The sequence below is a fragment of the Hoylesella nanceiensis DSM 19126 = JCM 15639 genome (assembly GCF_000379965.1).
In the GTDB taxonomy this organism is placed as follows: Bacteria; Bacteroidota; Bacteroidia; order Bacteroidales; family Bacteroidaceae; genus Prevotella; species Prevotella nanceiensis.
This window is the reverse complement of sequence record NZ_KB904328.1, coordinates 146,309-166,907: the sequence shown is the minus strand read 5'-3', so window position 1 is coordinate 166,907 and position 20,599 is coordinate 146,309. Positions and strand designations below refer to the sequence as shown.

At 38.4% G+C, this 20,599-nt stretch carries 14 protein-coding genes; 6 read left to right on the top strand and 8 right to left on the bottom strand.

Features of this window, described 5'->3' with window-relative positions:
• Positions 1–46 precede the first annotated feature (46 nt).
• From A3GM_RS0103775 to A3GM_RS0103765, 3 genes are read left to right on the top strand one after another with little or no spacing between them, the layout of a single operon-like run.
• Positions 47–1,099, top strand: a complete 1,053-nt coding sequence (locus A3GM_RS0103775; protein ID WP_018362059.1) for a pyridoxal phosphate-dependent aminotransferase — start codon at positions 47–49, stop codon at positions 1,097–1,099.
• Complete coding sequence (locus tag A3GM_RS0103770; RefSeq protein ID WP_018362058.1) at positions 1,096–1,824, top strand: phosphocholine cytidylyltransferase family protein; 729 nt, start codon at positions 1,096–1,098, stop codon at positions 1,822–1,824. Before A3GM_RS0103775 ends, A3GM_RS0103770 begins: the two co-directional genes overlap by 4 nt.
• Before the next feature lie 2 nt (positions 1,825–1,826).
• The gene (locus A3GM_RS0103765) at positions 1,827–2,645 is read left to right on the top strand and encodes a LicD family protein (RefSeq protein WP_018362057.1); all 819 of its coding nucleotides are present in this window, start codon (positions 1,827–1,829) and stop codon (positions 2,643–2,645) included.
• Between the two features lie 448 nt (positions 2,646–3,093).
• Here A3GM_RS0103765 and A3GM_RS0103760 read toward each other — a convergent pair whose 3' ends face one another.
• The 6 genes from A3GM_RS0103760 to A3GM_RS0103735 form a co-directional block, all read right to left on the bottom strand.
• Entirely contained in the window at positions 3,094–3,747 is a 654-nt protein-coding gene (locus tag A3GM_RS0103760) for an alpha-crystallin domain-containing protein (RefSeq protein WP_018362056.1), read from the bottom strand.
• 25 nt (positions 3,748–3,772) lie between these two features.
• The gene (locus A3GM_RS10965; protein ID WP_162149444.1) at positions 3,773–5,233 is read right to left on the bottom strand and encodes a leucine-rich repeat domain-containing protein; all 1,461 of its coding nucleotides are present in this window, start codon (positions 5,231–5,233) and stop codon (positions 3,773–3,775) included.
• A 303-nt stretch (positions 5,234–5,536) separates the two neighbouring features.
• Positions 5,537–7,051 (bottom strand): PKD-like domain-containing protein, encoded by a 1,515-nt coding sequence (locus tag A3GM_RS0103750; protein WP_018362054.1) that lies wholly within the window; start codon positions 7,049–7,051, stop codon positions 5,537–5,539.
• A gap of 78 nt (positions 7,052–7,129) precedes the next feature.
• The gene (locus A3GM_RS0103745) at positions 7,130–7,765 is read right to left on the bottom strand and encodes a DUF4843 domain-containing protein (RefSeq protein WP_162149445.1); all 636 of its coding nucleotides are present in this window, start codon (positions 7,763–7,765) and stop codon (positions 7,130–7,132) included.
• 60 nt (positions 7,766–7,825) lie between these two features.
• Positions 7,826–9,127, bottom strand: coding sequence for a RagB/SusD family nutrient uptake outer membrane protein (locus tag A3GM_RS0103740; RefSeq protein ID WP_238299270.1), 1,302 nt, complete (start codon positions 9,125–9,127; stop codon positions 7,826–7,828).
• A 113-nt stretch (positions 9,128–9,240) separates the two neighbouring features.
• Positions 9,241–12,216, bottom strand: a complete 2,976-nt coding sequence (locus A3GM_RS0103735) for a SusC/RagA family TonB-linked outer membrane protein (protein WP_154648083.1) — start codon at positions 12,214–12,216, stop codon at positions 9,241–9,243.
• A 725-nt stretch (positions 12,217–12,941) separates the two neighbouring features.
• Here A3GM_RS0103735 and A3GM_RS0103725 point away from each other — a divergent pair.
• The 3 genes from A3GM_RS0103725 to A3GM_RS0103715 are packed head-to-tail and all read left to right on the top strand — an operon-like array spanning position 12,942 to position 15,740.
• Complete coding sequence (locus A3GM_RS0103725; RefSeq protein WP_025829879.1) at positions 12,942–14,069, top strand: PCMD domain-containing protein; 1,128 nt, start codon at positions 12,942–12,944, stop codon at positions 14,067–14,069.
• A gap of 17 nt (positions 14,070–14,086) precedes the next feature.
• A complete protein-coding gene (locus A3GM_RS0103720; RefSeq protein ID WP_018362049.1) occupies positions 14,087–14,866 on the top strand; it encodes a porin family protein in 780 nt (259 codons plus the stop codon).
• A 19-nt stretch (positions 14,867–14,885) separates the two neighbouring features.
• On the top strand, positions 14,886–15,740 hold the full coding sequence (locus A3GM_RS0103715) for a PfkB family carbohydrate kinase (protein WP_018362048.1): 855 nt from the start codon (positions 14,886–14,888) through the stop codon (positions 15,738–15,740).
• A 373-nt stretch (positions 15,741–16,113) separates the two neighbouring features.
• Here A3GM_RS0103715 and A3GM_RS0103710 read toward each other — a convergent pair whose 3' ends face one another.
• Positions 16,114–19,011: a C10 family peptidase gene (locus tag A3GM_RS0103710; RefSeq protein ID WP_018362047.1), complete on the bottom strand. Its 2,898-nt coding sequence runs from the start codon at positions 19,009–19,011 to the stop codon at positions 16,114–16,116.
• 637 nt (positions 19,012–19,648) lie between these two features.
• The gene (locus A3GM_RS0103705; protein WP_018362046.1) at positions 19,649–20,230 is read right to left on the bottom strand and encodes a hypothetical protein; all 582 of its coding nucleotides are present in this window, start codon (positions 20,228–20,230) and stop codon (positions 19,649–19,651) included.
• Between the last annotated feature and the right edge of the window lie 369 nt (positions 20,231–20,599).

Genomic DNA, 20,599 nt, shown 5'->3' with positions numbered 1-20,599 from the left:
TTAATTTTGCTATTTTCATTATCTTTGTAGCAAAATCGACGAAAAGATGCAAAATGAATTGAATTATCTTGATAGGAACGAGTTTAACTTCGAGCCATCAAAAGAAGTGGTAGAAGCTTTCAAAAACTTTGATGTTAATAAGTTTGCGTTCTACACTCGCATTTATGATGAAGGTAAAAAGAGCATATTCTCTGTGTATTTATCAGAGTTATACGATATAGAAGAACACCAAGTGATGGTGGGATATGGCGCAGAAGATCTGCTTAAAAAGACTGTTCACTATTTCCTTACAAAGGGAAATAATAGAAAAATGCTCATACCTAAGTTCTCTTGGTGGTATTATAAGTCGATTGCTGATGAGGTAGAGGGTGAAACTGAGTTGTATCCAATGTACGAACAAGAAGATACTTACACCTATAACCTCGACGAACTCAAAGCTATTGTAGAGGAAAAGCAACCCCGTTTGTTATTGGTTGCATCTCCAAACAACCCAACAGGTAACGGTTTAACAGGCGAAGAGATAGAACAAATCCTTTCGTTTGTGCCTTCAAGCACCATAGTTGTGGTGGATGAGGCTTACGCTTCGTTTGTTTCTAAGAGCGGAGACTATATCAAACGCCTTATAAACACTTATCCAAACATCATCGTTTGTCGCACAATGTCTAAGTTCTACGGCCTTCCTGGCTTGCGATTAGGCTATGGTTTTGTGGGCAAAGGGGGCGAAATGGACGCCTTTTTGAAGTATGCTAACATGTATTTAGGCTACGATCGTCTTTCAGAAGAGTTGGGAATAGCAGCTCTTAAGTCTGATGCCCACTACCGAGAAGTGGCTCGTGTGATGGAAGAAGCACGTCAAATGTATACTAATGAGATAGGTGTTTTACCCGGATTTAAGGTTTATAAGTCGGTAGCCAACTTCATATTGATTAAATATCCCCTTGAGTTGAAAGAAGCATTGCAACAGGCTTTTGCTCAAAGTAACTACAAAGTGAAGTTTATGAGCGAGCCCGATATCAACTCACATCTACGCATTACGCTTGGACGAGCAGAGCAAAACCGCTTTGTTTGCGACACCATTAAACGCATAGCACAACCATGATAGCAGTTATTTTGGCTGCTGGCATGGCCAAACGCCTACGTCCTTTAACCGATACAACGCCCAAATGTCTTTTAAAAATAGGGCAAAAATCGTTGTTAGAACGTACCTTTAACGCCCTAAAAAGCGTTGGAGTGACTCAATTTGTTGTGGTTACAGGTTATTTGCACGAGCAAATTGAGGACTTTTTAACCAGTCGTTATCCCCAAGAAGATATACTTTTTGAGCACAATGCAGTGTTCGAAAGCACCAATAACATTTATTCTCTTTGGCTTGCAATGAAGTATGTAAAGGGAAAAGAATTCCTTTTGCTCGATAGCGACATACTTTTCGATCCCCTTTTGCTCCACGCTTTAATGGCAGTTGAAGGCTCTTCGTTAGCCGTTAATCAGCATCCTTTGGGCGAAGAGGAGATGAAAGTGGTAGTAAATGCAGAGAGAACAATAACCCAAATCACCAAAGAATGTAGCCCAGAAGAGGCTTTAGGCGAGTCGGTTGGAATCGAAAAGATCAGCAATAGCTATTCGCAAGCACTTTATGATGAGTTAGAAAAGATGATGAACACAGAGCATCTCGAAAACGTGTTCTATGAGTTAGCATTTGAAAGACTCATTGCTCAAGGTCATTCTTTTAAGGTTGTAGACACCACTTCGATATTTTCTACTGAGTTAGATACGGTAGAAGACTTCCAAAACGCACAGAAAATCATTCCACAACACTTGTTTTAATCATGGCAAACTACGATATTAAAGCCCTTCACAACTGTATTCTTAAAACCCTTCAAACGATAGATAAGGTGTGTAAAGAGCACAACTTGCGTTATTATATATGGGCAGGAACACAGTTAGGAGCCGTTCGTCACGGTGGATTTATACCCTGGGACGATGATATCGACATTGCTATGCCCCGCAAAGATTACGACCTTTTGATTGCTCATGCAAAAGAATGGTTGCCCAATCCCTATGAGATGGTGTGTGCAGAGAACGACGAAAACTATCCAATAGCATTCGCAAAGATTCAAGATAGCAGTACAACTATTATCGAACGCATGCACCTTCGCTATCTTGGAGGGGCTTATATCGACGTGTTTCCATTAGATGGAGTGCCCAATAACTGGTGTAAACGCTGGCATTTTGCACGTTATAAGTTTTATAGAACAGTGCTTTATCTTGTTCAACGTGACCCTTATAAACACGGAAAAGGCCCAAGTAGCTGGGTTCCGTTGCTTTGTCGCAAGCTGTTTACATTGAAAGGTGTTCAAAAAAGTATTCGAAACATTCTTACAAAGTACGACTTCGACAAGTCAACTCTTGTGGCAGACTACGACGATGGCTTGCGCTTTGTGATGCCAAAAGAGGTACTTGGCACCCCAATTCCTTGTAAGTTCGAAGACATAGAAGTGCTTGGAGTGGCTCAACCAGATACTTATCTCAAGATGAAATACGGCAATTATATGCAACTTCCACCCGAAGATAAGCGTCGACAACACAACTTTCACTATCTCGATCTCGAACATTCGTATAGAGAAATGGAGCAAAACAAGCACTAATCGTCTTGTTGTTCTTGCCTCATTTCAATCGATTTTATTTTTACATTCATTCTATTTGTAATCCTATCGGCACTCTTTTCACAAAGAGCGTCTCTTTAGTCGTATTCTAAAAGCAATGTTTTTACACTTCAAAAGCAGTGCTTTTAGGCTGTAAACTCAATGCTTTTATTATTCAAACTCAATGCTTTTGTTTTGAAATATTAATGATAAAGGACGACTTTCATAAAAAGTCGTCCTTTAATTTTATAGATATATTACCATTATACCAATGCAAATCGAAATATTAATATCCAATTAAATACTCGTTCAGTATCGATATAATTTGTTTTTGATGTGTGTTTAAATTACAATCAACAGATCATTCAATAAAAAGTTAAATGTAAAAGAATCTTTATTATTTAGAAGTAATGATCATTATTGTTTCAAATTAACTTGCACATATACTCTTTTAATACTTTTGTACTTTCTTTCTACCTACAATATAAATTCCTTTAGAGAGCAAATGAAAATCTTTTGTGGTGCCAACTCTGATGCCGTCAAGCGAATAAACAATCTCATTAACATCAGAATTTAGGGGTTGGTGTGTAATTCCTGTAATGTCGTTAGGTTCAAGGTGTACTATGATTTTTGTTAAACGAGTTCTACTTGTGCTGTTTTTATATTTTAAAACCAAACCTTTTGCCTTGCTTTTATAGAGTTTATCATTATCAACTTCAGATTCAATAGTTGGCTCATTATCAGTAGATAAATCAAAATCAAAGTCGCTTACACAATAGAAATCAATTCCATTTATTTTGAATCCACGTGGTGCTGTGATTGTTATTCCATTTTTAGAGTATATGGTAAGGCCATCAGCAAACAAGCGATTCCAATACTTGTTATTCATTTTTTGCTGTGTAATAACCACTCCATCTTGCTCAATTTTTACATCATTATCGAGCTTTCCTTCTTCAGGTTCACCGTATTTAGGTGCAACTGGTAATCCCCATGGATTTGCTTTGAAATCAAACTCAACGTCTTTTGCCTGTAAAGCAATACTTGTAAAGAGCAAAACTATTAAGAAAGTAACTCGCATTAATTGATTCATTGTTTTTCTTTTCATTGTTTTTTATTTTAAATGGTTTATTTTAGGGTATTATTGTATTTATGTTTGTAAAGCCCTCTTGCATCCAACTAGATGTTTTATAGGTAGAGATAGCATCAGAAGGAACGAGGAGTTCTTTGCTAGTATATGAGTTTCTAAATGCTCCTTTCATCACTGTTGGAGGTGTATTGGCATGGCATTTCACTTTTGATAAGTTTTTACATGCAACAAAAGCATTTAGTTTTATCTCTTTTAATGATGCGGGAAGATCGATAGAAAGCAAGGTAGTGCAGTTCTGGAATGCAAAATTATTAATCTTTGTAACGCCTTCTGGAAGTGTAATATCTACTAAATTGTTGCAATTTTTAAATGCACTGATACCAATTTCAGTAATCCCTTTATGAAGTAAAACAGTGTTGAGTGATGTGCAATCGTTAAATGTTCCAGCCATAATTGCGGTTATTTGTGAGGGCAATTCCACCTTTTTAAGTGCTTTGCAAGCTGCAAAAGCATAAGCATCTATTAGTTTTATACTTTCAGGGATATTGATCTCGTCTAGATTTTCACAGCCTGTGAATGCTTCTCTACCTATTGTTTCGAGCGTTTCAGGCAGCTTTACGCTTTTCAGTGCAGTGCATTCTTTAAATGTGGTGTTTTCTATTGTAGTTAAACCAATTGGTAGTTCAATAGTTCTTAGGTTTGTACAGGCACTGAAAGCATTATCTTTTATAGTTTTAATGGTGTTTGGAAAGGTGATATGGTCTAATGATTTACAGCCATAGAACATCGATTCTCCAATTAGTTCTAATCCGTTCTGCAGAGTAGCTTCGTGCAAACTGGTGCACAGAGTAAATACGTTAGGTGCAATTTTCTTTACACTTCGTGGCACAAACACTTGTGTAATGTAATGACATTGATAAAAAGCACTCTCTCCAATGCTGTCTATTCCTTCAGGAAGTATTACCTCTTTCAAGCCATTGCAATAGGCAAACGCATCTTTTCCAATAAACTTTAAGGTGGTAGGGAATGTTATTTTTTGTATTGGTGTTTGATAAAATGCCTCACCTGCAATGCCCACAATGCCTTCAGGAAGCACCACTTTGCCGTCTGCAGGAATAAGAGTTGCATCCCATTGTAGCACAATATGGTCTTTTACTATAACGCCTTCAGGAATTGCTGTTGGCTTTTCAGTAACCAAAACCTTCAATTTTTCTTGCTCACTACTGTTCTCGTCGGTGATAGTAAGAGTAGAAGTCCCTGCTGTTAGTGCTTTGATTGATAGTTTCCTATCTATTATTATAGCTTCTGTTACAACACTATTGTCGTTTGATAGTGAATAGGTTCCACTACCAGAGTTAAGTGCAAGTTCTGTGGTTTCACCCACTTCTAGCTTTAATTCGTGTTGTGTTAAACTAAAAGGAGTCTCTATCTCGTCTTCACTGCATGCTCCGAATCCCAGCAACAGCATAAGTAGTAAAGTCACTACCGATTGTTTTTTCATCATTGTTTCTATCATATTATTTCTTTTTATATATGGTTGTTTGTTATCTCTCTTTTGGTATAAAAGATAAGTTTGTAAGTTGTTTTCATTCAATTGTTTATGGGGAGTGTTGCGAAAGCATTGTTTTTAGAGTGTAAAAAGATATCTTTTAGAGTATAATAGTGTAACTTTTACGCTGCTAAAGCAATACTTTTAAAGTACAACAGTTGAGTTCTTTATTGTTCAGGAGAAATACATTGGTTGTAAGCCTATAATTAGTTGATTATTTATAGGTTCACAAAGAACATTTATTTTGCTTTATCTTTTCTACAATCTTGTGTTCTCTCTGTTTTCTCTTCCATTGCCCTTATAAATCAAACGTATTGTTTTCCCGCCAATATGCTCGTCTTTTCGAATAAGTTTTCCTTTGTCCTTAGGATTTACATCATAGATAAAGAGCGAAGAAACCAATCCGTTTTTTATAGAAATATCTTCGGCTGCCACATACAATTCGTTAGGATTATAGGGGTTGAAGATAAGCTGTTTTGCTCGATAATGGTGCCCCAAAGAAATGTAAGGCTCAGTAGAAAAATTGTTACTCTCGTAGTTATAGCTATAAATATTTCCCTTTTCGTCTGAATAATACACAAAAGGTTTTATTGGATTTACCCCAACTGCACTTGTAGGAAGAATGTGTCCTGTGACGTTTGTTTTAGCGATTAGCGTCTCTTCAGAACGTTTTGATGCTGGAGAAAAGCGATAAAGAGTGGTTGAAGTATTGGTGCTACCAATTAAGAGAACTTCTCGTGGCTCGTAACGAAGATCGGCATTTTCGTCAGCATATTGTCCTCCGCAGGCTGTGAGCAACATAGGTTGTATGTTACAAGTTGTGGTTCCAATCTTTAACTCACTTATTCCACTCACGTAAATAAGATGTTTTGAGGTTTTATCGAAATACACTTTCAACATATCTGTGGGGTTGGTGATGAGCGAACAGGCCATATCAGCCAGCTGAACGCCTATTGGTAATTGATGTTTGATGCGTCCTAAAGAGAATTCACGATTAAGTGTCATGATATATTCACGGCCATTTCCAACGAAACAAACAACTTCTCCTCCTTTGTCCCAAAGCATGTTTTGTCCGCCATAAGGCACAAATATATAGTTGGGATGAAATGTTCCTTCAGCCTTATATGATACCTCTGTTTTTACTTTTAGGGTGTTGGCGTCGAGTACAAACACTTTAGTTGGGTTGCTAGAGCTTACGATAACCTCTAAACCATTAGAGAAATCGCTGATGTTATTAGGGTTCGTTATGCCCTCACCAGTCCAACATAGGGATAGAGGTGTTGCTCCTAAGCTGAGTTTGGGATTATTGATTGCGAACACATCTCTTGTGGCAGGGACTTCAAGAGCATCTAAACGTTTATAGGTGAGCATTGATGTGCCATTGTGTTCGGTGAGTAACAATAAACCATGATCGTAGCTAGAAGAAACAAGAAGTTGAAATTCTTTGATTTCTGCATTGCTGTTTGTAGATACTTTTAGATAGCCATAAAAAGATCCAAGCTTTTTGCAAGGCACTTTTAAGTTGGGCTCACGGCTCACAATCTCATTGTTGATGCTCCACTCATAGGACACGGTAGTTGTATCTCCTTCAGTGAATTGCACTTTAGGAGTGATACGTAGTGTGTCGTTAAGTTGTATTTGATACTGTGTTTCAATTCCTTCTATGCGGCGGATGAAAGCGTCTTGTACGTCTTCGGTAGCTTCATCATTGCACGAAAAGAAGAATAAAACCATTAAAAGACCGATAAAGGATAGTTTTTTTGTTAATTTCATTGTTTTATATTTATATTATATTTTGTTGTTGAATAGAGATATTTCAATAGATGATTGATGGAGAGAACAAGGACAATTTTATACCTCCCACGCTACATCAGGAAATGTTATTCCTGTAGAAAACTGTGCTTCGAAGAAGCTCTTCACTCGCTTAAAGATTCTCAGTATATCATATTTACGATCTGCCACATCTTCACTTGTGATGGGAGCGCCATTATATTCAATAAATTTTTGATATTTCCGGATGTCGTATTCACCCAGCCAATAGGCCAGTTCATTCCACCATTGGGGTTTGTCTAATCTGTTTGTGAATGTTATTCTTGTTGTTCTGAGTTCTTCAATTCCTGCAGGTAAAGGCGAAGAGGCAGCAATGCGCAGTGTTAGTTTGTAGTATGTATCGTTATCTAAAGCACGCCTGTTCACCCTTATATATAGGGTGTCGTGATAGGCTTGCGGAGCAATTGTTCGTTCAAAGGCAAAAGGTTGAAAATGAATACCTTGTGTGGCATTTGTTTCCTGTGAGTCTATTTCAATATGATAAGCCTGTGTTTGAGAACTTGTAAAGCCTATTAGCTCAAGTGGAATGGATAGGGTAGTATCGGAAATGTTATAAGGCAAGCTGCCCAAAGCAATATCGTGATGAGCAGAAACAAAGTTGATGCCTTGTCGACCATTATAAATAAAACTGTCGTGTGAACTGCATGCGCTTATCAAAAAGCAACATAAACAGCTATAAACAATATAAATGAAGTGATTGTTGCAATGCATAGAATGTTAAGATATGGATTGTTCACTGTTGGGAAGAGGTAGAACAAAAGTGTTGTTGTTTGCGGGATGGATCTTACCATGTAAACCTTCGAGAGGCATATTTAGGCGTTTGTGGGTGAAAAAGATCTGCCCTTCACCCCAAAACTCCTTAGTAATCTCGTTTATAAGTATGTTTTTAAAGGTGGTGTAAGAGGCAATATCGTTTATAGAAAGAGGATGTAGGCCACGTGAACTGATAACGGTATTAAGAGCATCTATACTTTTCTGGCGGTCGGTGTCATAGCTTGCCTCGGCTATTATATAATATATTTCGGGTAAGCGGATAAGGTTTATGCACGGAATACGTCCTTCCATCCATTGCGATGTTTCGTCGTAATTCTTATCATAGAGCTTTGTTAGTGTAACAACGGGATGTCCCCAGTTGGTTAATGTGAAATAGGCTTGAAAGCGATAATCGTTATTCGAGATGGTAAAAGTGTTGGTCTTAAAAATTGTTTTGTAGTTGTTGCGTACCATATTGAATGTAGAAGTAGAGCGTGCAGGATAGCAAGTGTTGCGCACATCGAGATACATTTTGGGAGTATGGAGAGCAAAAATACATTCAGAGCGAGCATTATATCCCATAAATAGCTGTAATATGGCTTCTTCTTTAGTTAGCTGATAGTTGCTTGCTACTACTTTTTGTGCCCATATAAGGGCTTCCGACTTGTTTCCTCCCCATAGAAAAACACGAGCCAAAAGCGACATTGCGACATCGTGATTAACGTAAAGAAAACGAGGAGATCTATTTATTGTATTTGTATCTGTTGCCAAGATACGTTCTCCTTCTTGCAAATCGGCAATGATATTTTGATAGGTTTCGCCTACTGAAAGGCGTGCTTGAGGTTCGATAGAAAAGGTTTTAACGTAAGGAATGGCTAATGCATTGGGTTGCGATATGTGGGGAGCAAAAAGTCGAAGAAGGTCAAAATGTAACATGGCACGTAGTATTAAAGCTTCACCTTCGAGATGTTTTATATAAGGAGAATTACGCTTCCTAGCTTCTGTAATCATGCTGTTTAATGCGGAAATGGCAGTATATGCATTCTCCCAAATGCTGTTGATGCGAATTTGAACAGCATTATTGCGATATTGAAGGTCGTATGTGCGGGTTAAAGGGGTTTCATTAGGCTCGTGATCGTTATAATAGAGTTGTGCAATTTCATCTATAAATCCATAAGAAAGCTCTTTCCCATAGAGTTTATTCGATGCAATTAAGGCATAGACACCTGTTAAAACTTCATTGAATCCTTGTTCGTTTTGAAACATCTTTTTATGATTAATAACCCCTGGAGTGTCTATATCAACAAAGTTACAGGCCGTTATCTGTATACAAAAAATAATTATTGAAAGATAAAATAGAGTTCTATTCATAGTGATTTTTATAGTTTTATGTTTAACCCCAATTCGTAAATGCGTGCAAAAGGATAGTCTAAACCTCGTTCACGCTTAATGGTAGAGAGGTGAAAGAATTGTGCTGTTGAGGCAGAAATGCGTATATCAGTCACCTTCCATTGCTTGCAAATGTGTTGAGGAATATTGTATGACAACATGAGTGATGATCCTTCTAAGGCATACTCTTTGGCAATAAAGCGTGAAGAAGGTACCACATAGCTATTCCACGCAATGTTTCTATAGCGCACAATGTCGCCTGGTGCTTTCCAACGGTAAAAAAATGCACGATGATCTACATTGTTAGTAGGATCTGCTCCTTCAACTTTGGTTGCCAATGTCTGATTGTATAATGTCGCACCCAAGCGGTAGTTAAATGACACCGAAAGAGCAATGCCTTTCCAATCGGCTACAAATCCCCACGTTCCTTGTGCCCAAGGAGAAGTGTCACCTACAACTATTCGATCACGATAGTCGTAAGAATAAGTTTGGGTTCCATCTCTTTTTATAAAGATTTCCTTTCCGTTGGCCGGATTAATGCCTGCCGACTGCATTACTTTGAGTGCTGTTAACGATTCGCCTTCGGCATATATAGCTACAGGAAGTCTACCACCTTCTTTAGCATTTCGTTCGTTGTAGTTGCGTAAGTATTCACTGATTTTGATAATTCGGTTGGTGTTGTGTGCGTATGTAAGATAGCTGTTTAGTATGAACGAACGCTGTTTTATAAGTTGACCTCTAAGAGATAGTTCCATACCTCGATTATTGATCTGTCCTAAATTCTCACGTGCTTCCTTGAAACCTATATGAGGTGGCTTTGCTACAGTCATAACCAAATCATGTGTTATGTTATTATATATATCCAAAGAGCCACTTAAACGATCCGAAAAAAGTCCGAAATCAAGTCCTATATTGCGTTTGATTGTACGCTCCCATTTTAGGTGTGTGTTCACCATTGCAATGGGTAAAGCTCCTATATCGTTATTATAAATAAGGTTTGAACTATACCGATAGCTCAATTGAGCTTGGTAAGAGTGGAAGCTTATCTTGCCTACAACACCTGTACTGAGTCGTATTTTGAGTAATGAAAAGATCCTTTGGGGTATAAAAGATTCGTTATGGAGATTCCAAGCCACACCTATGGTACCGAAAGGGGCGTATTTATTAGAGGCACCGAACTTGGAAGAACCCTCTCGACGATAAGAAAAATCAATGAAATAGCGGTTGTCATAGCTATAAGCAGCATTGATATAGCCTCCTAATAGGCGAGAACGTTCACGTCCTCCGCTAGGTGTTGATCCTTCAGAAAAGCCTATTGCTTGTGTAACATGATCAGCCTTATCACTCAATACACCAATAGCAGTATAGCCATCACTTGTTCTTTCGATGGCTTGAAGATTGACACCAAGAACTGTGCCGATGCGATGTGTGTTGTTTGCACCGAATAGTTGATTCCAAACCACAAAGACATTACTTGATAAATCGGTGCGTTTGTTATGTGATATATCGAAACTTCCTCGCTTATTCTTTACTAAATGTGAGAATCTTTTTGAGAGTGGAGAGTAGAAAGTTTCATCATTATCATTATCAGAGGTGTAGGATAAGGAACCTTCGATACGCCAGTTAGGGGTTAATACTTTTCGAAAGCGAAGACTATTACTTATAAATATTCCTGAATGCTTAATGTAGCTGTTTAACTGTTGTTCGTAGATAGGATTTGCCTTACCGAAAGATAACTCTTTAACTAGGTTGCCTTGGGTATCGAAAGGGGCATCATAAGGATTTAAAATAGCATAGTCAGAGAATTTACCATAGGGTACATCGTCGCTGGATATGCTTTCAATTCTACCAGTATATTGTAGAAATAGTTTGCTCCAATCACCGTAACTCAGGTTAACACGCAAAGAAGTGGAATGTCTATTGCTTTGCTTCATCACACCTTGTGTGTTGCTTAAACCGCCCGTTAGACTATATCTAAATTGCTCGTTTCCACCCGAAAGTAATAGATTGTGATGCTGAGTTAATCCCATTCGTAAGGGGATTGAAAGCCAATTGGTATTGATTCCTGCTCGCACTTGTGAAAGTTTATGGTAATAAGACTTTTGTTTTGCAATATCATTCTTGTCTTTTCCTTTGAAATCTCCATAAAGTCCAACAAGTCGTTCGTATTCTAATTTCTCTGAAGCGTTTAACAATCGATAGTCAGATAAATTGGCTCTACTGAGTTGAAACTGTCCTGTATAGTCTGCTTGAAGCTTCCCTTGTCTGTTTGGTATAGAGGTAATGACTACAACTCCGTTAGCTGCTTTAGATCCATAGAATAGTGTTGCGGCTGCATCTTTTAGCACAGAGACTCTTTCAACAGAAGAAGGACGAAGGTTAAAGATAACACCCATATCTACTTCTACGCCATCTAAGATGAAAAGAGGTATGTTGGTGTTGTTCCCTTCCACAAAACTACTGCGCCCACGGAGGAACATTTCGGGAAGTTTATTGGGGTTAGAGCCATTCATAATGTCGCCATTTAGTTCGAAACCAGGCGTATTTCGTAAGATAAGATCTAAAAGATTGGTGTTTACTTGGTTGCGTAAAAGACTCTTATCAATAACATAGCTAGAGCCAGAGTAGCCCTCTTTGTTTTTATTAAGGAACCCTGTAATAACCACATCTCTAAGCTGTTCAGAGGCTTCTTGTAGAATAATAGTATAGTGATGTTTATTCTTGTTTATCTTTATTTTTGCCTCTTTGTAACCTAACATACGAACAACCAGTAGGGCATTGGTAGGAAAATGGGAGATAGACAGAGAAAATTTCCCTTGTGTATCAGCAACACTCTGTGTAATGATAGCATCTTTTTGTTGCATCACAATAAATGCTCCTGGTAGTGGCTTGCCGTCTTCTGTCGACACATATCCTTGCAATAGTGTCGAGATGTGTTGTGCACGAGCCGTAGAAAAATGAAGCATAAGGAGCGTAAAAAATAGTAGTAGTCCTGAATGTGCAACTTTCTTGTGATATAAAATGTCTCTTTTCAAGTTTAGCTTAATTAGTTGTTCTTATTGTGGATGCAAAGGTAATATTTTTTAAGAAATCGGAAAATACCTAAAAATAGTGATATTTTAGGGTGCAATAAAGAATATCATATCCCCTCAAAATGGTATGAATGAAAGAGAAAATAAATGGTGATAAGATGCAAATAAAGTGTTTTATTCATATTTTCTTAGGTATCTTTCTTGAAAATAGAGAGTTCTAAATTTTGAGATTCGATTCATTTCAACCGATATTAATATGCTTAAGATATGTATATTTTTTGCTTAATTACAAAAAAAATGTAGAAAAACAATACAATATAATTTTGTAATGAATGGAAAATCAGTGAGTTATAATAATAAATATTCTGTTTTAAGGAACTAACACATTGTCAACTTATTTCCATTTGCATATATATAGTGTAAGAACTGTCCCCCAAAAGGCGGAAAAAAGCGTCAATATTTTTGTTCTTCATCATTATTTTTGCTATCTTTGTAGCGTATTAGCAAACCCTACATACAAATGAAAATGGAGAAAAAATACCCTCTTTATAGTATTATAAAAGGTATTTTTTCCCTTTCTTGGTTATAGGGTTGTCTTTTTATTTATCAATTGCGTTTAGGCATAACACAAACTCTTGTAGTCTTATAATTTACAAACAATGAAAAAGAACCAATTATTTTCGGTCCTTACTTTAATGTTTTTAGTACTTTTAGGTACAACATCTTGTATTAAAGATGAGGCAGCAAATGCTGAAGCCGATATCCTTTCGGTGAGTGTAGATAACGATATCCTTTTGCGAAATCCTATTGTTTCGAACGACGAAGTGAAGCTTTTCACAGCCGACAGTACCGATTTGAGCAAGGTGAAGATACATTTTAACCTTACACAAGGAGCCACAATCACCAGTGGAGACACCACAAACACAGATTATACCAATGCTCGTTTGTTCACCATTACATCGCAAGATGGTAATTGGAGCAAGACATATAAGGTGCATTTCGTGCGTATTGATGGAATAACCGACTTCCATTTAGATGATATGCACTATTATACTTACACCGATCAGTGGGACCCTTCTGCTGCACCAGTAAACAAATTCCACATCCTTTCAGAAACAACTCTTTCTAAAAAGCAGATCAACTGGGCGAGTGGAAACCCTGGTTATTTAATAACAGCAGGCAATTCGCCAGCCGAAGACTATCCAACTTTCCAAAGCAACGATGGCTTTAAAGGCAAATGTGCGCAGTTAGTTACTCGCTCAACAGGCTTCCTTGGCAGAATGTTTGGTGCTCCTATTGCAGCAGGAAACTTGTTCTTAGGTGACTTCCAACTCGATATTTCTAACGCATTGCGTTCAACTCACTTCGGAATTCCATATCTTCAAGAGCCAGTTGCATTGAGTGGATATTATAAATATCAAGCAGGTGCATCGTTCACCGATAAGAATTCGAAAGTAATTGCAGACAAGAAAGATATCTTTACCATATATGCTGTGTTGTATGAGGTAACAACCGAGGTGCCATATCTTGATGGAACCAACTCGTTAACTAGTGAGAATATCGTGAAGATCGCTAAACTTGAGGATAAAAAAGAAACCAATGAATGGACTCGTTTTGAAGTTCCTTTCACCTTCTTAGAAGGCAAAAGCATCGATATAGAAAAGCTTCAGGCAGGTAAATACAATCTTGCTATCGTGCTTTCTTCGAGCGAAGATGGTGCAAACTTTAATGGAGCAGTGGGCAGTACCTTATGGGTTGACGAGCTACACATTGATGTTAAATACTAAAACGACGAATAATTAAAATGAAAAAGATATTATTTTTTGCTCTTGTTGCTATCCTTTCGCACTCTGTTAGCTATGCTCAAAGCGACAGAACAGAAAGCTTAGTGAAGTCAGAAAAGAACGGATGGGAATATGAAGTGCGTGCAGGTGTCAACATAGGAGGCGCAACTCCCATGCCAATGCCAGCAGAAATTCGTAAGATAAAGAGCTATAGTCCTAAGTTTAATGGCACTGTTGAGGGCGTAGTTACTTATTGGTTTGATGGCAATAACAGTCCTTGGGGCTTGTCTACAGGCTTAAAAGTAGAAGAAAAAGGCATGATTACCGAGGCAGATGTAAAGAGTTATAGCACCGAAATCATTCAAGGCTCGCAACGAGTAGCAGGTTATTACACTGGAAGTGTTAAGACACAATATAACAGTACATTGCTAACTGTACCCGTAATGGCAAACTATCGCTTCAACGATCAATGGAAAGTGCGTGCAGGTTTGTATGCAGCTTATCGCTTAGATGGCGAGTTTGCAGGCTCAGTGAGCAACGGTTATCTTAGAGAAGGAAACCCAACAGGAGAGAAACTCTTGTTCGAAGGCGACGCAACTGCAAGCTATGACTTCTCAAATGAATTGCGTCGATTCCAATGGGGAATGCAATTAGGTGGTAGTTGGCGTGCTTTTAAGCACTTTACTGTTAATGCTGACCTTACATATAACATCAACGGAATATTTAAAAACACCTTTAAAACGGTTACATTCCCATTATATCCGCTCTACCTTAATATCGGATTTGGATATCGTTTCTAAAGACTTACACCACAATACCATGACAAAAAAGAAATTATGTTGTGTAGGCCATATTACAAAAGACAAGATCATCACTCCTAAAAACGAGTTTTCTTTGTCGGGAGGAACTGCTTTTTATTTTGCACATGCTATTAATGCGTTACCTAAAGCCGTTCAATTTGAATTGATTACAAAGGTTGGAGAGAACGCAAAGGCAACTGTTGTAGAACTAAAAGAGTTGGGCATTGATGTGCAAAACTTCGATAGTGAGAACACGGTTTACTTCGAAAACAAATACGGAAACGACCCTAATCACCGTACACAACGTGTGTTAGCGAAGGCAGATGCGTTCGAAATACAAGATGTTGTCAACTCAAGTGCCGACATTTATCATATCGGTTCGCTCTTAAACGACGACTTTTCGCCCGAAGTTCTTCAGCTTTTGGCTCAAAAAGGCTTGTTATCTATCGATGCACAAGGCTTTTTACGTCGTGTAGAAGATAAGAATGTGTTGGCAACTAACTGGTATCATAAGCAAGAAATTCTTGAGGTTACTCACTTCTTAAAGGTGAATGAGCACGAAATGGAAGTGCTCACCAACTATAAAGACCCACGAGAAGCAGCGCAATTACTTGCCGAAATGGGCGTGAAAGAGGTGATTATTACCCTCGGAAGCTATGGCTCTTTGATTTATACCAACAACACTTTCTATGAAATTCCTGCTTATAAACCTGCTCAATTGATTGATGTAACAGGTTGTGGAGATACCTATATGGCTGGATATTTATATGGAAGAGCAACAGGAATGGGTATTCAAGAGAGCGGAGAACTTGCTGCTCGCATGTGTACTCGTAAGATAGAGGGAAGCGGTCCGCTAACCTCTTTCGAGCAATAAGAAGGCTACACAAAGGCGATAGGAGAGCAGTTGGAGAGCAAGGTTGCCGACATCGTTGGGCAAAGTCAATGCTTTTAGTGCCTAATATCAATGCTTTTGCATACTAAAAGCACTGCTTTTACACCGCAAACTCAATGCTTTTCAAAGCAAAACACAACAAAGAAGATTTTTATAAAACATCTTATACAGAATGAGAGTCTCAATTCTTTATTGAAAAGAACGAGACTCTCATTTTTTATTTCACCTTCTATTTCGAATGGATTAACAAATACTTATTATCCATCTCTATTCTCTATAAAGATGTTTCCACCTTTATAAAGAAAGAGATGTGTGTTTTCTTAGTTTTAGAATGTAAGACTTTTGAACGACTATCTTATTTCTTTATGAAACGAGAAGTGTGTTCGTTGGTCTTTAAGATATAAACACCTGCTGTGTAGTGGCTAATGTTTATTTGGTTGTTTCCTTCTCTCAACTCAACCTTTTCCATAAGAACACCATTGCTGTTGAATATCTGTGCCGATGTAGCCTTTGCGCTTTCTACGTTTAATACCGATGTAGCAGCGGTTGGATAGATATTCATTCCCTTACTGATATCGTTGCTGTTGATACCTGTAATGGTGCCATTTTCGATGTTAGTGTTGCCTAAGTCTAAACCAATAGATTGGGTAACGCAACATGAAGATGGTGCTTCGTTGAAGTGTAAGGTCTCTCCCTGAGTTGGAGTGGTGTCGCTATTGCCCTCAGAAGGCATCACGCCATAATACCAATTGGTGCGTACATAGAATGGAACTTCTTTCAAAGGATTGTATTTCCAATAGCCTGTTTGACCTGTGCTGTGTAGAATGTTGAGGTAATAAGTTGATATACCGAACTTCGAAATGTCGAAGGTTATGTCTACATAGCCATTTGTTGAAGGATTGATCTTGATGTTTTTCTCTACCAAAAGACCGTTTTCTGCGTTGTAACTTCTTGATGTACTGGTGACAAAGAAGCGTATTGGACCAGTGTATCCGTTAGTACTCTTCAAGTAAACACGGGCTGTTACGTTGCCACTTGTGCGATAGATGGTTGCATAATCTGCACCTAAATAAGTGCCATTTTGATAGAAATAAACACTCTGAAGCTCTACATCGTGATTGCCAACAACAGGGTTATCGTTGTCGTTATCATTGCTACTGTTGATGGTTAGCTCGCCAATGCAAGGGTTCTTCTTGTCGTCTCCTAATGTAACAAATACCTCTTTGTTGTTCAATACATAAGAAAGAGCGATGTTCCATTTGGTTCCTTTGGCTCCATTGGTGTTCTTCAATTGCTTGAAATTGCTGTTGGTATAGAAGGTAAACACCGCTTGTACGTTTGAACTTAGTGTGCCAACGCCTTCAGAAATGAGCGTTTTATTGCCCAAATTGCTTTCGTCTCCGGTGCAAGCATATAGGCGCATAGTGCCTTTATAGGTTGCTCTTCCTTCGTTAGAAAGCGATACTGGGATTTTAATAGCTTCGCCTTCGAGGGCAGAAGCAAAGCACTTCGCACCTGCAAAGATCTTCACTTCGTTTGAAATAGGTGTTGGTGTAGGCGTTGGAGTAGGACTATTGCTTTCGATAGTCAATGTTCCTGCCACGGTTTGAATAGCTTTATAGGTGCTATTGCTTAGATAATTCACCACAAGATAGTAGGTGTCGGGCTCTAACTGAGTGGTATTGATGTTGAACGACACTGCTTTTGAAGCCGAACCAGCTATGGTTGCATTGGCATAAGCAATGATGGTAGATTGCGAATCGCCCTCTTTATAAAGCGAAAGAGCAAGTTGGTCGTTGAAAGATGCATTGCCTCTGTTGCCCACTTCGATGGTTACGGTTGCGTTTCCAGTCGATTGTTTGAACGTGTTTTTAGCCGCTTTGTGAATGTAGAGGTCTACCGTTTGCTTGTTATCTGGTTGAGGCTGTGGTTTAGGTTGAGGTCTTTCGTTATCGGGTCTGTTAGGAGATAGGTAGCGAAGCATCTGTTGACTGCTTCTATAACCACCGCCTCCGCCGCCAATTCCTTCAGATCCTGGCTGCAAAACGTCGAGCAAATACCAACCGTTTTCCGATCCATTCCAACCCCAATCAACGTGAACATAGCCGTTAGTTGCATAGCCATCGAGTACGAAACAGTGGCCTCCTCTTGCTGAAAAACCAGCGTAAATAACAGGTCCATAGTCTTCCATTTCACTCTTAATCTCCTTTAACCACGCATTATTTGAGTAGTTGTCACGTTGCAAGAAACGAAGATCTTGCTTATAACCGAAGTGCTCTGTCAATGCACTTGGAGCGTTATAGACATACGCTCCGCTACCTCCTGTAGACGCAGGACCATACGACATTTGCACAGAATAGCCGATATCACGAAGCAAACGACCAATGTTATCGGCCTGAGTGTTCGACAACTTTCTGTTATTAGATAAGTCGTAACCATTGTGAGACACTGCAGCTGGCATCTGACTCCAATCGTATGCTTTATTTTCTGCACCGCTTCCATCAAAGTTAAGCGATAGCTTTTGACCACGCCAATAGTAACTTAGGGCTCCAGTTGCTTTGTTAGGCCATTGATGCCAGCGCAAAACTGTACATATTGCAGTGGCTACACAGCCCGCAACTGTTGGATAAGAGGTGTTTCCATACACGTAGTTTGGAGCGTAAAGGTTGAACGGCCAGCTCTGACCCCACTGTATAGCGTGAGGCAAACGGGTTGCTCTATCGTTGTTAAAGGCAAGCAAAGGCTGTATTTCAGTTTGATAATTCGCAGCTCTTGTCGATGCAAAAATACGTCGAAAACCTGCATTTTGCTTGTCTTCCATATTGTTTATAGCCCATTGAATTTGGTTTTTATACTCATCAAACATCCACTTTATAGAAGGATGATGCTCGATTTCGTCTTCAGTTAAACCGCCTTTATCGGCATAAGCAAGTACGGGTTGAACTCTATCATCACCCGAAACAACAACATATCCGTTGCTTTCTCCACGATTAATAACGTAATAGAGTGTATGAGTAGACGCTGTTTTAAGACTCTGAGTGTTAATTCCATTTGTGTTTTTCTGTGTTTTGTTGGGCTCGGTTGGGGTGCCTTTGGCTGTGAATTGCACTTTTAGTTCGCCTTGATTGGATGGCGATGTTGTTGCAAAGAACCGCTGTGCCACCTGCAAAGCCTTTGAAACACTCACTGGAGATGCATGTACATGCAGAACGAGGGCTATGAAAAGGCCCAGAAATGAGATAATTTTTTTCATGTCATATTAGTTTTAGTTCGAAAATAGAAAATGTATTTTGTGCTTAAAAAGTTAATTATACTCCCGCTGCAAAAATAGTATAATGAGAAAAAGGGCAGTGAAAAGCCGACAAATTATTATGTTTAATTTAGGTTCTGGAGAGTGAGAAGAACAAAAATTAAACGAGATGTTATAATGTGTTTATCGCTGATTTACAGTTATTTATGAATTTAATAAGGTGCGCTTAACGTCTCTTATAAAATGCGCCTTGATAGCTATTGTAGTTCTTGAATTTTGTTATTTGCGCACAATTTTTGTGCAATTGCGTTGTTTTGTTATTTTAAGTGTGTGCCAAAAGCATTGCTTTTAGAGCGTAAAAAGACTGCTTTTACAGCACAATAGTTATGCTTTTGCATTGTGAAAGCATTGGTATTAGAAGGCAAGTAAAGTGCTTTGGGTGAAAGAGGGAGTTTTGTTAATGATGAAGATGAAGGGTAGTTGAGGTGCTATTAGGAAGAATTTGGAGCGTAGAAAGGTTGGTGTTGACTTGTAAATAAAAAACAGAGAACACACTATCTTGTTATTTTTAGTAGATAGTATGTTCTCAGAAGAGTGTTATTGACGCTTTGGGTCAATAGTATTTGTAGTGTATGTGCGCTTATTTTACAACCTCTTTGCGAGCAGAGTTGTCGCTCATTTGCACGATGTTGATTCCCTTTTCAGGACGAGTTAGGCGTTGTCCGTTGATGTTGTAACGTGCTTTCTCAGCAATTTCAGTATTCACTTTCAAGCTTTGTACGCCAGTTGTGGTCTTCGTAAAGGTCATTGTGCCCTTCTTAGTCTGTAGTTTTAGAGTGTTATTGCTAAGCTCTAAGATCTTGAAACGTAAAGAAAATTTGTCTCCAATGATGATATGAAGTCTGTTATTGCCTGTAATAAAGTAGTCAAGGATATGCTCTGTGTCGTTTTTATCAAAACGATGGTTGTCTTTATTTGCTTCTTCTGCTTTTTGAGTCCACTCATATGTAATAAAACCTGTGCGGTAATCAGTATCGTATTCGTCCTTTTCTAAATGGTTTCCGATCACCATTTTCTGGATAGAACCAAAGTAATCGTCGTATTCCATGCCGTCATTATTAGAAATCCAAGTTCCTTCTAATTGCTCTTCGTCGAATGATTGTGCACTAATTTGTATTGTACAAGTTAATAATAACGCAATACTAAATAAAAATTTCTTCATCTTTTTGGTAAAATTAAAATTATAAATAATAAAATATAATCACGCCACAAAGATAAATATTAATTATAAATAATAAGATAAATTATTGTTAATTTGAAATAATAAGAATTCATCTCTCATTTTTTTGTTAGATACTGATGTTACAATGGCAAGAATATTAGGAGGCAAAGAGGAAGTGTTTAGAGGTGAGTATGGTGTTTTAAAGTGATGAAAGGGGAAGAAAGAGAAAGGCGAAATGATGTGGAAGGGGGAGCGAAGGTGTGTAGATAGAAGACAAGGAGGGCTTGAACGTCCTTAATATAGGGGAAGATACTTCTTCAATAGGGGGCGAGATGCAAGATAAATAAGGGAGAGATACAAGTTATATAG